This is a genomic window from Paracoccus subflavus, assembly GCF_004310345.1.
Taxonomy (GTDB): Bacteria; Pseudomonadota; Alphaproteobacteria; order Rhodobacterales; family Rhodobacteraceae; genus Paracoccus; species Paracoccus subflavus.
In genome coordinates this window covers 78,133-92,093 of record NZ_SISK01000004.1, presented here as the reverse complement: position 1 = coordinate 92,093, position 13,961 = coordinate 78,133, and the positions used below count along the sequence as shown (strand labels likewise).

At 66.4% G+C, this 13,961-nt stretch carries 13 protein-coding genes; 9 read left to right on the top strand and 4 right to left on the bottom strand.

Annotated features, from left to right (window positions below):
- Window positions 1-33: 33 nt before the first annotated feature.
- The 8 genes from EYE42_RS06965 (at window position 34) to EYE42_RS06930 (ending at window position 7,629) form a co-directional block, all read left to right on the top strand.
- Window positions 34-2,928: a monovalent cation/H+ antiporter subunit A gene (locus EYE42_RS06965; RefSeq protein WP_130990593.1), complete on the top strand. Its 2,895-nt coding sequence runs from the start codon at window positions 34-36 to the stop codon at window positions 2,926-2,928.
- Window positions 2,928-3,272: a Na+/H+ antiporter subunit C gene (locus EYE42_RS06960; protein ID WP_130990592.1), complete on the top strand. Its 345-nt coding sequence runs from the start codon at window positions 2,928-2,930 to the stop codon at window positions 3,270-3,272. The genes EYE42_RS06965 and EYE42_RS06960 overlap by 1 nt, the downstream gene beginning before the upstream one ends.
- Window positions 3,269-4,915 carry a monovalent cation/H+ antiporter subunit D gene (locus EYE42_RS06955; protein WP_130990591.1) on the top strand — a complete coding sequence of 549 codons (1,647 nt, stop codon included), beginning with the start codon at window positions 3,269-3,271 and terminating at the stop codon, window positions 4,913-4,915. Before EYE42_RS06960 ends, EYE42_RS06955 begins: the two co-directional genes overlap by 4 nt.
- Entirely contained in the window at window positions 4,912-5,397 is a 486-nt protein-coding gene (locus EYE42_RS06950; protein ID WP_130990590.1) for a Na+/H+ antiporter subunit E, read from the top strand. The genes EYE42_RS06955 and EYE42_RS06950 overlap by 4 nt, the downstream gene beginning before the upstream one ends.
- On the top strand, window positions 5,394-5,675 hold the full coding sequence (locus tag EYE42_RS06945; RefSeq protein WP_130990589.1) for a K+/H+ antiporter subunit F: 282 nt from the start codon (window positions 5,394-5,396) through the stop codon (window positions 5,673-5,675). The genes EYE42_RS06950 and EYE42_RS06945 overlap by 4 nt, the downstream gene beginning before the upstream one ends.
- The gene (gene mnhG / locus EYE42_RS06940) at window positions 5,672-6,091 is read left to right on the top strand and encodes a monovalent cation/H(+) antiporter subunit G (protein ID WP_130990588.1); all 420 of its coding nucleotides are present in this window, start codon (window positions 5,672-5,674) and stop codon (window positions 6,089-6,091) included. Before EYE42_RS06945 ends, mnhG begins: the two co-directional genes overlap by 4 nt.
- A gap of 86 nt (window positions 6,092-6,177) precedes the next feature.
- The gene (gene ppk2 / locus EYE42_RS06935; protein WP_130990587.1) at window positions 6,178-7,083 is read left to right on the top strand and encodes a polyphosphate kinase 2; all 906 of its coding nucleotides are present in this window, start codon (window positions 6,178-6,180) and stop codon (window positions 7,081-7,083) included.
- A gap of 147 nt (window positions 7,084-7,230) precedes the next feature.
- Window positions 7,231-7,629, top strand: a complete 399-nt coding sequence (locus EYE42_RS06930) for a tellurite resistance TerB family protein (RefSeq protein WP_342772698.1) — start codon at window positions 7,231-7,233, stop codon at window positions 7,627-7,629.
- Between the two features lie 13 nt (window positions 7,630-7,642).
- Here the strand turns inward: EYE42_RS06930 and EYE42_RS06925 are convergent, their stop codons facing one another.
- From EYE42_RS06925 to EYE42_RS06915, 3 genes are read right to left on the bottom strand one after another with little or no spacing between them, the layout of a single operon-like run.
- Window positions 7,643-8,950 carry an NAD(P)/FAD-dependent oxidoreductase gene (locus EYE42_RS06925; protein ID WP_130990585.1) on the bottom strand — a complete coding sequence of 436 codons (1,308 nt, stop codon included), beginning with the start codon at window positions 8,948-8,950 and terminating at the stop codon, window positions 7,643-7,645.
- Window positions 8,947-10,305: a glutamine synthetase family protein gene (locus EYE42_RS06920; protein WP_130990584.1), complete on the bottom strand. Its 1,359-nt coding sequence runs from the start codon at window positions 10,303-10,305 to the stop codon at window positions 8,947-8,949. Before EYE42_RS06920 ends, EYE42_RS06925 begins: the two co-directional genes overlap by 4 nt.
- On the bottom strand, window positions 10,302-11,000 hold the full coding sequence (locus tag EYE42_RS06915) for a type 1 glutamine amidotransferase (RefSeq protein WP_130990583.1): 699 nt from the start codon (window positions 10,998-11,000) through the stop codon (window positions 10,302-10,304). Before EYE42_RS06915 ends, EYE42_RS06920 begins: the two co-directional genes overlap by 4 nt.
- A 143-nt stretch (window positions 11,001-11,143) precedes the next feature.
- Between EYE42_RS06915 and EYE42_RS06910 the strand changes: the two genes are divergently transcribed.
- Window positions 11,144-12,274, top strand: coding sequence for an aminotransferase class V-fold PLP-dependent enzyme (locus EYE42_RS06910; RefSeq protein ID WP_130990582.1), 1,131 nt, complete (start codon window positions 11,144-11,146; stop codon window positions 12,272-12,274).
- An 18-nt stretch (window positions 12,275-12,292) separates the two neighbouring features.
- Here the strand turns inward: EYE42_RS06910 and recN are convergent, their stop codons facing one another.
- A complete protein-coding gene (gene recN, locus EYE42_RS06905) occupies window positions 12,293-13,939 on the bottom strand; it encodes a DNA repair protein RecN (RefSeq protein ID WP_130990581.1) in 1,647 nt (548 codons plus the stop codon).
- Window positions 13,940-13,961 lie beyond the last annotated feature (22 nt).

Genomic DNA, 13,961 nt, shown 5'->3' with positions numbered 1-13,961 from the left:
GGGCGCAGCAGCTTGGGAAAGGGCGGGGCACGCATGGCCGAACACAATCTGTTCCTGGTGCTGGCTTTCCTGCCCTTTGCGACCGCGCTGATCCTGTCCACCCTGGCCCATGACGCGCGCCGCACCGCCACGGCGTTTTCGGTCGTATCGCTGATCGCGGGCCTTGGCGTTCTGGCGGGATTCCTGTCCGCCATCCAGTCGGGCGAGGTTCTGGATGCACGGCTTGACTGGGTGCCGTCGGTTGGCCTGGACCTTGCGCTGCGGCTGGACGGATTTGCCTGGCTGTTCGCTGCGCTGGTCCTGTCAATCGGCGTGCTGGTGGTGATCTATGCCCACTATTACATGGCGCACTCGGATTCGCTGCCCCGGTTCCTGGCGCTGATGATGGCCTTCACCGGCGCGATGCAGGGGATCCTGCTGTCGGGCAACGTGCTGGTCATGGTCGTGTTCTGGGAAATGACCTCGATCATGTCGTTCCTGCTGATCGGGTTCTGGCATGGCGGCGCGGCGGCGCGCGACGGGGCGCGGACCGCGCTGACCGTGACTGCCTTGGGCGGGCTGTGCCTGCTGGTCGCGATGCTGATGCTGGGCTATGCCGCGGGCAGCCATGACCTGGGCACGATCCTGCGGTCGGGCGACGCGGTGCGCGGCCACCCGCTGTATGGCCCGATCCTGACGCTGTTCCTGCTGGCGGCCTTTACCAAGTCGGCGCAGTTCCCGTTCCATTTCTGGCTGCCCGGCGCCATGGCCGCACCGACGCCGGTGTCGGCCTTCCTACATTCCGCCACCATGGTCAAGGCAGGGGTGTTCCTGCTGATCCGCTTCAGTCCGGTGCTGGGCGGAACCGAGGCGTGGTTCTTTGCCGTCACCGGGGCGGGCGTGGTCACGCTGCTGCTGGGCGCGGTGATTGCGCTTTATCGCCACGATCTGAAAGGGCTGCTAGCTTATTCCACCATCAGCCATCTGGGCCTGATCGTGACCCTGGCGGGTCTGGGCAGTCCCGGCGCGATCCTGGCGGCGATCTTTCACATCTGCAACCACGCGGTCTTCAAGGCATCGCTGTTCATGGCCGCAGGGATCGTGGACCACGAAACCGGCACGCGGGACATGCGGCGCCTGGGCGGGCTGTTCCGGCCCATGCCCTTCACCGCCACGCTGGCCATCGTCGCGGCGGCGGCCATGGCGGGGGTGCCGCTGCTGAACGGGTTCCTGTCCAAGGAAATGTTTCTGGCCGAATCGGTGGACTGGCACAACGGCACCTGGCTGGACAATGCCCTGCCCTATCTTGCGGTGACGGCCAGCGCCCTGTCGGTTGCCTATTCGCTGCGCTTCATTGCCACCGTCTTCTTTGGTCCCCGATCCACGTCTCTGCCCAAAACCCCGCACGAGCCGGCCGCCTGGATGCGCCGTCCGGTGGAACTGCTGGTCTTTATCTGCCTGCTGGTGGGCATGTTTCCGGCCCTGACGCTGGGGCCGGTCATCAACAGCGCCGCGCGGTCGGTGGTTGGCGCCGACATGCCCTATTACACGATCGCAATCTGGCATGGGGTCAATGCACCCCTGATGCTGTCGGTGATCGCGCTTGGCACAGGCGCCCTGATCTATGCCTTGGGCGCCGGGGCCATCGCCCGCGGGCCAGAGGGTCCGCCCCTGATCCACCGCATTCGCGGGCAGCGCGTCTATGAAACGATCCTGTTCCGCCTGACCTGGCGCCTGCCGCGGCTGGCGCTGCGCTGGCTGGCCACCGAATCGCTTCAGCCGCAGATGCGCCTGCTGGTTCTGGCGGCCATCGGCGCGGCCATGGCATCGCTATGGGGGGTGCTGAGCTTTGCCCCCGACCTTCGCCTGCACGCGCCCAACCTGGCCTTTGGCCTCTTGTGGGTGGTGGGCGGGCTGTGCGCCATCGGCGCGGCCTGGCAGGCCAAGTATCACCGCTTTGCCGCGCTTGTGCTTCTGGGCGGGGCGGGGGCCGTGACCTGCCTGACCTATGCCTGGTTCTCGTCGCCCGATCTTGCAGTGACGCAGCTTCTGGTCGAGGTGGTGACGACGGTTCTGCTGCTGCTGGGCCTGCGCTGGTTGCCCAAGCGCCGGTCCGAGATCGTCGAGGATACCCTTTTGCCCGCCAAGGTCCGCCGAGGCCGGGACCTTGTGATTGCCGCCATCGGCGGGCTTGGCATGGCGGCCGTGGCCTTTGCAGTCATGACGCGGCCCCTGATCAGCAACGTGGGCGACTGGTTTCTGGGCAACGCCTATTACGAAGGCGGGGGCACGAACACCGTCAACGTGATCCTCGTGGATTTCCGCGCCTTCGATACCTTTGGCGAGATCGCCGTTCTGGCCATCGTCGGGCTGACGGTCTATGCGCTGCTGCGCCGGTTCCGCCCCGCCCCCGAAAGCATCGCCCCGCCCTATCAGCAGATGCGCGTCGACAGCCCGTCGCTGGACGATTATCTGCACGTGCCGTCCGTCATCATGATCTGGATGTTCCCGCTGCTGATCGTGGTGTCGGCTTATTTCTTCTTTCGCGGCCACGACCTTCCGGGCGGCGGATTCGCAGCGGGGGTGACATTGGCCATCGCCTTTCTGATCCAGTATATCGGCACGAATGTCCGCTGGGTGGAATCGCGCATCACCGTTCTGCCGATCCGCTGGATGGGGTTCGGCCTGCTTGGCGCTGTGGCGGTGGGCATGGGGGCCTGGGTCTTTGGCTATCCTTTCCTGACGGCCCACGCCCGATACATCGACATCCCCCTGATCGGAGAGGTTCCGGCCGCTACCGCCCTGCTGTTCGACATCGGCGTCTTTGCGACGGTGGTGGGCGCGGTGGTGCTGATGCTGGTCGCGGTGGCGCACCAGTCGCTGCGCGCCGGCCGGATTCGCGAACAGGATCTGGAGGACGCGGCGGACCTTCGGAAAGAGGCATCCTGATGGAAATCATCCTTTCCCTTGCCATCGGCGTGCTGTCCGCTTCGGGCATCTGGCTGGTGCTGCGGCCGCGCAGCTTTCAGGTCATCGTCGGGCTGTGCCTGCTGTCCTATGCGGTCAATATGTTCATCTTCTCGATGGGACGCCTGACGCCGGGGGCGCCGCCGATCATGCCCAAGGGGGGCTTTGTCGATCCCACGCTGTATGCCGATCCGCTGCCGCAGGCGCTGGTGCTGACGGCGATCGTCATCAGCTTTGCCACCACGGCGCTGTTTCTGGTGGTGCTGCTGGCGTCGCGCGGGCTGACGGGCACCGACCATGTCGACGGAAAGGAACGCAGCCGGTGATGCCCCAGCACATGATCATCGCCCCGATCCTGATCCCGTTCGTCGCGGGGGCGATGATGCTGCTTTACGACGACCGGCAGCGCGGCGGAAAGTTCTGGCTCAGCATCCTGTCGGTGGTGGCGCAACTGCTGGTCGCGATCGAGCTGGTGGTCCGCGCCAAGGCCAGTGGCGACTTTGCCGCCAACCAGGATATCAGCTTCTATCTGCTGGGCGACTGGCGCGCGCCCTATGGCATCGTGCTGGTTCTGGACCGGCTGGCCGCGATGATGCTGGTGCTGACGGCGGTGCTGGCGATCCCGTCGCTGGTCTATGCGCGCGCGGGATGGGGCAGGCAGGGGCCGCACTATTATTCGCTGTTCCAGTTTTTGCTGGTCGGGCTGAACGGCGCGTTCCTGACCGGCGACATCTTCAACCTGTTCGTGTTCTTCGAAATCCTGCTGGCCGCGTCCTATGGGCTGCTGCTGCACGGATCGGGTCAGCTTCGGGTGCGTGCGGGAATGCATTATATCGCGGTCAACCTGGCCGCGTCGCTGCTGTTCCTGATCGGCGTGGCGCTGATCTATGGCGTCACGGGCACGCTGAACATGGGGCATCTGGCGAACCTGATCGCCGCCCTGCCGTCCGAGGATCGGCCCCTGCTGCATGCGGGCATCGCGATCCTGGCCATGGCCTTTCTGGTCAAGGCGGGCAGTTGGCCCCTGTCCTTCTGGCTGCCCACCGCCTATATGGCCGCCGCCGCGCCGGTGGGCGCGATGTTCGCGATCATGACCAAGGTCGGCGTCTATGCGATCCTGCGGCTGTCCATGCTGCTGTTCGGCGAGGCGGGCGGCCCGTCGGCGGGATTCGGGGCAGGCGTGCTGATCGCCTTGGGCATGGCCACCATCCTGTTCGGGCTGCTGGGTATCCTGGCCGCGCAGGCCCTGGGGCGGATGGCCGCGCATTCGGTGATCATCTCGTCGGGGACGGTGCTGGGCGTCACGGGGTTCGCGCTGGCAGGCGGAGGCCCGGCGATGCTGGCCGGGGCGCTCTATTACATGCTGGTCTCCGTTCTGGCGACCGGTGCGCTGTTCCTGCTGATCGAACCCATGAATCGCGAGGACGGCGGAATCGCCGCCATGCTGGCGCTGACGGCCGATGCCTATGGCATCGACGATCTGGATCTGACCGAGGTGCCGGACACGGCCATGGGCATTCCAGCCGCCATGACGGTCCTGGGCATCAGCTTCGTGCTGCTGGTGGTGATGCTGGCGGGACTGCCGCCCTTGCCGGGCTTCATCGGCAAGGTGGCGATGATCCAGGGATTGATCGGCCAGTCCGCGCTGCCTTCGGGCCTGGCCTGGGGTTTCGTGGCCCTGCTGATCCTGTCGGGTTTCGCCACGCTGATCGGGCTGCTGCGCATCGGCATCCAGACCTTCTGGTCCGGCGACATCGCCTTGCCCCGTGTCCTGGCCCTGGAAATGGCGCCGATCATCGGACTGCTGGCAGTGCTTGGCCTGACCAGCCTTCAGGCGGATGCCGTGCTGCGCTATGCCTTGGGGACGGCCCGGGCGCTGCACGACACGACCGCCTATTCCTATGGTGTCTTTGCAACCCCGCGGGCGGTCGATCGCCCCGCCGCCGCGACCGAGGGGGACCAACCGTGACCCGGCTGTTTCCCCACCCCGTCCTGTCGCTGTTCCTGATCCTGCTGTGGCTGATGCTGACGCGATTTTCACTGGGCTATCTCCTGCTGGGAACCGTCCTGTCGCTGGTGGCGGGATGGGCCTATTCGGCGCTGCATTCCCCCAGGCCGCGGGTGCGCCGCTGGGACGTCATGCCGCGGCTGGCCTGGACGCTGTTCAGCGACATCGTCTGGTCGAACCTCACGGTCGCGCGCCTTTTGCTGACCGAGGGGCGCAGCGGCCGGAAGTCGGCGTTCCTGCGGGTCCGCCTGAACATCACCAATCCCAACGCTCTGGCGCTGCTGGCGATAATCCTGACGGCGACCCCCGGAACCGCCTGGGTGGAATACGGGTCGGACAGTGGCATCCTGACCGTTCACATCTTCAATGGCGCCGAGGCCGGGCATTACCGCCATATCATCTGCGACATCTACGAACCCATGCTGATGGAGATCTTTGAATGAGCGCGACGATCCTGATCATCGCCCTTGCCTATGCGCAGGTCGCACTGGCCCTGGCCGGCGTGCTTCTGGGTCTGCGCATCCTGTGGGGTCCCCGCGCGCAGGACCGCGTCCTGGCGCTGGATGCGCTGTATGTGGCGATCATGCTGCTGCTGCTGGTCACGGGGATGCGGCTGGGCACGGCCTTCTTCTTCGAGGCGGCGACCGTGATCGCCATCATGGGCTTTGTGACCTCGGTCGCGCTGGCCAAGTTCCTGTCCCGCGGCGAGGTGATCGAATGACCGCCCTTGCCGACGTTCCGCTGGCTCTGGCCATTCCCATCGCCGCCCTGGTCGTGCTGGGATCGACCCTGACGCTGATCGGTGCGACGGGCGTTCTGCGTCTGCAGAGCTTCTATGACCGGCTTCATGCCCCGACCCTGGCGACAAGCTGGGGCACGGGCGCGATCATCATCGCCTCGGCCCTGCTGTTCACGTTCATCGACGGACGTGCCGTTGTCCATGAATTCGTGATCGGCGCATTTATCGTGCTGACCACGCCGGTCACGCTGATGATGCTGGGACGCGCCGCGCTGGAACGCGACCGGGCCGAGGGCGGCAAGGCCATGCCGGAAATGCCCGAGCCTGACCCCAGCCCGGATCATGGCCCGGATCGCGGTCCAGATCGCGGCCCGAATCACGGCCGGTCAGAAACCTAGGCCGATGGACCGGCAGCACGGCCTTGGTTGCTGCAAATCCGTTACATTTCCGTCCTAGACGGACCCCACCGCAGCCGGAGCAGACCATGACGCAGGAACCCAAGGACTGGCTGGAAGCCGAGCTTCTGGATACCCTGGACGAGGAATACGAGAACGAACTCGAGGACGCGTTTCTGTCCGAGGAGATCCGGCGCATCTATCGCGAAAAGCGGCCCGACCAGATGGACCGCCGCCTGTATTTCCGCGAATTGCTGCGCCTGCAGACCGAATTGATCAAGCTGCAGGACTGGGTCGCCCATACCGGAAAAAAGGTCGTCGTGATCTTCGAGGGCCGCGATTCAGCGGGCAAGGGCGGCGCGATCAAGCGCATCACCCAGCGGCTGAACCCCCGCGTCGTGCGCACCGTCGCGCTGCCGGCACCGTCAGACCGCGAAAAATCCCAGTGGTATTTTCAGCGCTATGTTCCACACCTGCCCGCCGGGGGCGAGATCGTGCTGTTCGACCGCAGTTGGTACAACCGCGCCGGCGTCGAGCGCGTCATGGGTTTCGCCACCGAGGACGAGGTCGAGCAGTTCTTCCAGGACGTTCCCGAATTTGAACGAATGCTGGTCCGGTCGGGGATCACGCTGGTGAAATACTGGTTCTCGATCACCGACGAGGAACAGCAGTTGCGGTTCCTGATGCGCATCCACGACCCCCTGAAGCAGTGGAAGCTGTCGCCCATGGACCTGCAATCCCGCATCCGCTGGGAAGCCTATACCAAGGCCAAGGAGGACATGCTGGAGCGCACCAACATCCCCGAGGCGCCCTGGCACATCGTGCCGGCCAACGACAAGAAGCGCGCCCGGCTGAACTGCATGAGCCACCTGCTGAGCTTGATCCCCTATGACGAGGTTCCTCACGACGACATCACCCTGCCCGATCGGGTCTTCAACCCCGATTACGAACGCGACGTGCTGTCGCGCGACCTGTATGTCCCGCAGGTCTATTGACCGATGGCCGGCCGCGACGGGTCTGACAAGACGGGTTTAATAAAAAGCAGTTTGGCCCTTCTTCCTTGAACACTGCGACCGAAAGGCTACACTGGTTGCATGTTCCGCAATCTTCTCTCTCGTCTTTTCTCGGATGATGCCGAGCCAATGCCATTGGCTCCGGAGGATGCCGAGGTTGCGATAGCCGCCCTGCTGGTGCGGGTGGCGCGCGCCGATGATCATTACAATGCCGCCGAAAAGGGCCGGATTGACGACGTTCTGGCGCGGATGCACGGGATTGACCTTGCCGATGCCGCCGAGCGCCGGTCGGTGGCCGAGATGATCGAGGCCGAGGCGCCCGACACCGTGCGCTTTACGCGGCTGATCAAGGATCGCGTCTCGCCCGAGGATCGGGCAGCGATCATCCATGCCATGTGGCAGGTCGCCCTGAGCGACAACCATCGCGACAAGGACGAAGAAAGCACCATCCGACTGGTCTCCGGTCTGTTGGGGGTGACGGATCGCGATTCCGCCCTCCAGCGGCAGCGGATTGCCGCCGCGCGCTAGAAACCCCTGCCGGTTAGAACCCCAGTCTGTCGCGCAGCCCGTACCAGGCCATGCCCGCCACCAACAGCGGGCCGCGCAGCATGGAACCGCCCGGAAAGGGCCGCGTGGGAATCGCGGCCATGGTGTCGAACCCGTCCGACTGTCCCGCCACCGCATCCGCCATCAGCCGGCCCGTCAGCGTCGCCAGCGCGACCCCATGCCCGGAATAGCCGCCGGCCGACAGGCAGTTGGGCGCGGGCCGCGCGAAATGGGGCATCCGGTTCATGGTGATCGCCAGCGTGCCGCCCCAGGCATGGGTGATCGCCACGTCGCGCAGTTGCGGATAGACCGACAGCAGGTGCGGACGGACCAGGGCCGCGATGTCCCGGGGGAACCGATAGCTGACGGTTTCGCCCCCGCCAAAGATCAACCTCCGGTCGTCGTCCAGCCGCCAGTAGTTCACCACGAACTTGGTGTCGGCGGCGGCGGTATGCTGCGGCAGGATTTCGGGGAAGCGGTCGCCCAAAGGTTCGGTCGCGACGATATAGTTGTTGATCGGCATGACCCGCGCCGCGACCCGCGCGTCCAGCCGGCCCTGATAGCCGTTGCCCGCCAGGATGACGTGATCGCACAGGATCCTGCCGGTGTCGCACAGCACACGGGTCTTGCCGGTAGCCGTGCCGTGGTCGATCCGATGAACATGCGTGCCTTCATGGATGCGCGCCCCCGCCGCAACCGCCAGCCGCGCCATGCCGATCGCCAGGGCCAGCGGCTGCACATGCCCTGCGCCCCGGTCCACGTCGCCGCCAGCATAGGCATCGCTGCCCAGATGCGCCGCCAAGGCATCGCGGTCCAGGGGCTGCACCTTGTCATAGCCGTAATGCGCCGCCAGATGCGCGGCCATCCGGGCGCTGTGTTCGACCTCGGCCCCGGTCCGACAGGCATGGGCCACCCCGTCGCGGACCGGCACGCCCGATTCGGCAGCAAGCGCGCGGGTCAGCGCCTTGGCCTCCTCGGCCAGGTTCCACAGGCGGCGGGCGGTGTCGCGGCCATAGTGGCGTTCCAGCCAGTCCACCTCCTGCCGCTGGCCAGACCCGATCTGCCCGCCGTTGCGCCCCGATGCGCCAAAGCCCACCCGATGCGCATCGACCAGCACCACATCACGCCCCGCCCGCGCCAGATGCAGGGCGGCGGAGAGGCCTGTATATCCCGCGCCGATCACGGCCACATCGGCCCGCGTTTCCCCCTTGAGGGGGACGAAACGGTCCAGAGCCGCACAGGTATCGGCATAGACGCTGGGCGGATATTCTCCGCGCCGGTCGTTGGCATAAAGCAGCTTCATACGTTCAGCAGCAGGTGTTCGCGTTCCCAGGGGCTGATGACCTGAAGGAATTCCTTGTATTCATTGCGCTTGACGGACTCATAGACGGCGGTGAAATCCTCGCCCAGAACGCCGCGCATGGGCGTGCTGTCGGCCATGATGTCCAGCGCATCGCCCAGGTTGTAGGGCAGTTCGTCCTGCGACGACATATAGGCGTCGCCCAGGCATTCGCCGCGCGGGTTCTCGCCTTCGATCAGACCCAGGTATCCGCAGGCAAGGCTTGCGGCGATTCCCAGATAGGGGTTGCAGTCCATCCCGGCCAGCCGGTTTTCGACCCGCCGCGCTTCGGGCGACGAGATCGGAACCCGCAGGCCGGTCGTGCGGTTGTCGCGGCCCCATTCCAGATTGATCGGCGCTGCAAAGTCGGGGACGTATCGGCGATAGCTGTTCACATAGGGCGCCAACAGCGCGATGGCCGCAGGCAGGTGCTTCTGCATCCCGGCGATGAAGTGCAGGAAGGCCGGTGTCTCGGCTCCTTTTTCATCCGAAAAGATGTTCCGCCCGGTCGCCCTGTCGATGATGGAATGGTGCAGGTGCATGGCGCTGCCGGGCTCGCCCTCGATCGGCTTGGCCATGAAGGTCGCGAAACAGTCGTGGCGCAGCGCGGCCTCGCGGATCAGGCGCTTGAAGTAGAAGATCTCGTCAGCCAGGGCCACCGGATCGCCGTGGTTGAGGTTGATTTCCACCTGTCCCGCACCGCCTTCCTGCAGGATGCCGTCGATCTCGAACCCTTGGGCCTCGGCGAAATCATAGATGTCGTCGATGACCTTGCCGTATTCGTCGACCGCGCTCATCGAATAGGCCTGCTTGGCCGCCGCCCGCCGCCCCGTGCGGCCCATCGGCGGAATGATCGGCTGGTTGGGGTCGATGTTGCGGGCGACCAGGAAGAACTCCATCTCGGGTGCCACGACCGGCGTCCAGCCGCGTTCGCGATACAGGCCGACAACCCGTTTCAACACGTTGCGCGGCGCGATGGGCACGGGCTTGCCCTGCTGATCATAGGCGTCGTGGATGACCTGCAAGGTCCAGTCGGCGGTCCAGGGCGCGGCGGTCGCGGTGCTGAAATCGGGGGTCAGGATCATGTCGGGTTCGGTGAACGCCCCCGCAGGATTGTCCGCCCATTCGCCCGTGATCGTCTGGAGAAAGATCGAATTCGGCAGATAGAATCTCTCCTGCCGCGCGAATTTAGACGCGGGCATGGCCTTGCCGCGCGCGACGCCCGCGATGTCGGCCAGGATGCATTCAACCTCGTCCAGGCGCCGGCCGGCCACGAAATCGCGGGCCGCCTGGGGAAGCCTTTCGATCCAGTCGCTCATGCGGCACCTTTGGCGACAGCGCGGGGTTGCCTGAAGAAGGCCTCGATCCGGTCGGCGATGGCGTCCGATGCTTTCGGTTCGCCCATCCGATCCGCCGCCTGGTCCAGCAAAGGTTGCGGCACCACGCCGGGCGCGCGCTTGTCCATCAGCCCCTGGATGAAATCATCCGTGAACTCGGGATGCGCCTGCACGCTGTAGGCCCGGTCGCCATAGACCAGGGCGGCATTTTCGCAAAATTCGCTGCGCCCCGCGACCTGTGCGTCGGGGGGCAAGACCACGACCTGATCCTGGTGCCAGGCGTTCAGACGCACCGCTTCGTCCCCGAAATCGTAGTCCTGCGTGCCCACCGCCCAGCCGCCCGGATGCTTGACGACGGTGCCGCCAAGCGCCTGCGCGATGATCTGGTGGCCAAAACAGATGCCGACCAGGGGCACGCCCGCGCCATAGGCGTCGCGGATGAACCGTTCCAGCGGGGGGATGAAATCGTGATCCTCATAGGCGCCATGGCGCGATCCGGTCAGCAGCCAGCCGTCGGCGTCGTGGACGGATGCGGGAAACTCCATCGCCTCGACATGCCAGGTGCGGAAATCGAACCCCCGCCCGTCCAGAAGCCGGACGAACATGTCGGGATAATCGCCCATGTCCTGCCTCAGTTCGACGGGCGCCTGGCCGCATTGAAGGATGCCGATGCGCATGAAAAACCTGCGATGTTGCTGTTGCCATGAAGGTAGTCGCCCGGACGGGGGGGCCGCAAGGGGGCGCGCGCCTGCGGCCTTTGGCGGTCTGGCCGCGGGGCGCGGGGACGGTTAGGCTGCGCACGACTGGACAGGAGACTGCGATGCCCCATCTTCACCCCCATATCGACCCGAATGGTCTGGACGAATTCTCGGTCGTGTTCACCGACCGGTCGCTGAACCACATGTCGCAACGGTTCGGACAGGTGATGCGCGACCTGTCGGCCAGCCTGCGCGAGGTTTATGGCGCGTCCCAGGTGGCCATCGTGCCGGGCGGCGGCACCTATGCGATGGAATCGGTCGCGCGCCAGTTCGGCACCGGTCATGCGCTGATCGTCCGGAACGGCTGGTTCAGCTATCGCTGGAGCCAGATCTTCGACATGGGCGGATTTGCGCGCGACACGACCGTGGTGATGGCCCGCCCCGCCGGAAACGAACCGCAGCCCGCCTATGCGCCCCCGCCCATCGACGAGGTGGTGGCGAAAATCCGCGACGCCCGTCCCGAGGCGGTCTTTGCCCCCCATGTCGAAACCTCGGCCGGGCTGATTCTGCCCGACGATTACATCCGGGCGCTGTCGGATGCCGCGCACGAGGTCGGCGCGCTGATGGTGCTGGACTGCATCGCATCGGGAACGGTGTGGGTGGACATGGTGGCGACAGGGGTGGACGTGCTGATCTCGGCCCCGCAAAAGGGCTGGTCGGCATCCCCGGCGGCCGGTCTGGTGATGCTGTCGGAACGCGCGGCGGAACGGCTGGCCCAGACCGACAGCAACAGTTTCGCCCTGGATCTGAAGAAATGGCGCGCGATCATGGCGGCGTACGAAGATGGCGGCCATGCCTATCACGCCACCATGCCGACCGACGCCCTGATGGTCCTGCGCGACGCGATGGAGGAAACGCGCCAGATGGGGTTCGATGCCGCGCGGGATGCGCAATGGCGGCTGGGCCGGGCGGTGCGAAACATGCTGGCCGAACGGGGCATCCGGTCGGTCGCGGCGCCGGGATTCGCCGCGCCCGGCGTCGTGGTCAGCTATACCGACGATCCCGACATCAAGAACGGCAAGAAGTTCGCGTCCCAGGGAATGCAGATCGCCGCAGGGGTGCCGCTTGCGGTGAACGAGGGCGACGGGTTCTCGACCTTTCGGCTGGGCCTGTTCGGACTGGACAAGCTGAAGGACGTGGACGGCACGGTGGCGCGGCTGCGGACGGTTCTGGACAAGGTGATCCCGGCCTGAACGGCGCCGGGTCGCCTGTCAGCCCCCCAGCAGGGCGCGCGCGGCGCCGGTCGCGGCCTCGGTGATGCGGTCGCCCGACAGCATCCGGGCGATCTCATCGACCCGCTGTCCGGGGTCGAGCGCGGTCACGGTCGATGTGGTCATGTCATCCTGCACGGATTTCGCGACACGGAAATGATTGGCCCCCAGGGCCGCGACCTGGGGCGAATGGGTCACGACCAGAACCTGCGCATCCTCGGACAGCCGTTTCAGCCGCCGCCCCACCGCATCGGCCGTGGCCCCGCCCACGCCCCGGTCGATTTCGTCGAAGATCAGCACAAGCGCATCGTTGCCCCGCGCCAGACAGACCTTGAGCGCCAGCAGGAACCGCGACAGTTCCCCGCCCGAGGCGATCTTGTCCAAGGCCCCCGAAGGGGTGCCGGGATTGGTGGCGACGGTAAAGGCCACGTCATCGCGTCCGTCCGGCCCCGGCTCGCCGGGCGTGACAAGCGTCTGGAACACCGCCCGCTCCATCTTGAGCGGTGCCAGTTCGGCGGTCACGGCACGGTCCAGGGCCGCCGCGGCATTGGTCCGCGCGGCCGTGACGGCGGCGGCGGCCGCATCATAAGCCGCCTCGGACGCCTCTACCTGCTTGCGCAGGGCGGCGATCTGCGCCTCGCCCGCGTCGATCCGGCCCAGGCGGGCACGCAGGTCGTCGGCCAGTCCGGCCAAGTCGTCGGCCAGGACATTGTGCTTGCGGGCAAGCGCGCGCAGGGCGAACAGCCGCTCTTCGGTCGCCTCAAGCCGGGAGGGGTCCACATCGAGCGCGGACAAGGCATCCTCGACCCCGCGATGGGCTTCGCCCAGCTCGACCATGGCGCGGGACAGGGCCGCCAGTGGTTCGTCCAACCGTCCCTCGGCCCGGTCGGCGGCGCCCTCCAGCCAGCGGGTCGCGTCCAGCATCGCGCCCTCTGCCCCGTCGCCGCCCAGCATCTTCAGCGCGCGGGCCACATCCTCGCGGATGCGGATGGCGCCTTGCATGGCGCGGCGGCGGGTATCCAGCACCGCCTCCTCGCCGGCCTCGGGGGACAGTTGGTCCAGTTCGGCGACCGCGTGGCGCAAGAAATCCTCTTCGGCGCGGGCAGCGGCCAGGCGGGCCTCGGCCTCGTCAAGGTCGCGGCGGGCGGTGCGTCGGGCGGACCAGGCGGCGCGCAGCGGGCCAAGGTCGATCGCGCCAAAGGCATCCAGCAGCGCACGATGCCCGCGCGGGTTCAGCAGGCCACGGTCGTCGTGCTGGCCATGCAGTTCGACCAGCGTCTCGGACAACTGTCGCAGCACCTCGCCCGAAACGCGCCGGTCGTTGACATAGCCGGTCTTGCGGCCATCGCCGCCATTGACCCGCCGCAGGATCAGGTCGTCGTCGTCAAGTTCGATCCCCGCATCGGCCAGCACGGCGCGGGCGGGATGGGCGGCCGGCAGGTCGAATACGGCCGTCACCTCGCCCTGTTGCGCCCCCTGGCGGACCAGATCGGCCCGGCCGCGCCATCCCAGCACGAACCCAAGACAGTCCAGCAGAATCGACTTGCCGGCCCCGGTTTCCCCGGTCAGCACGTTCAGGCCCGGACCGAAGGTCAGTTCCAACCGATCGATCAGCAGCATGTCGCGGATATCCAGCGATCGCAGCATGGCGACCGTTACCCGGCACAGG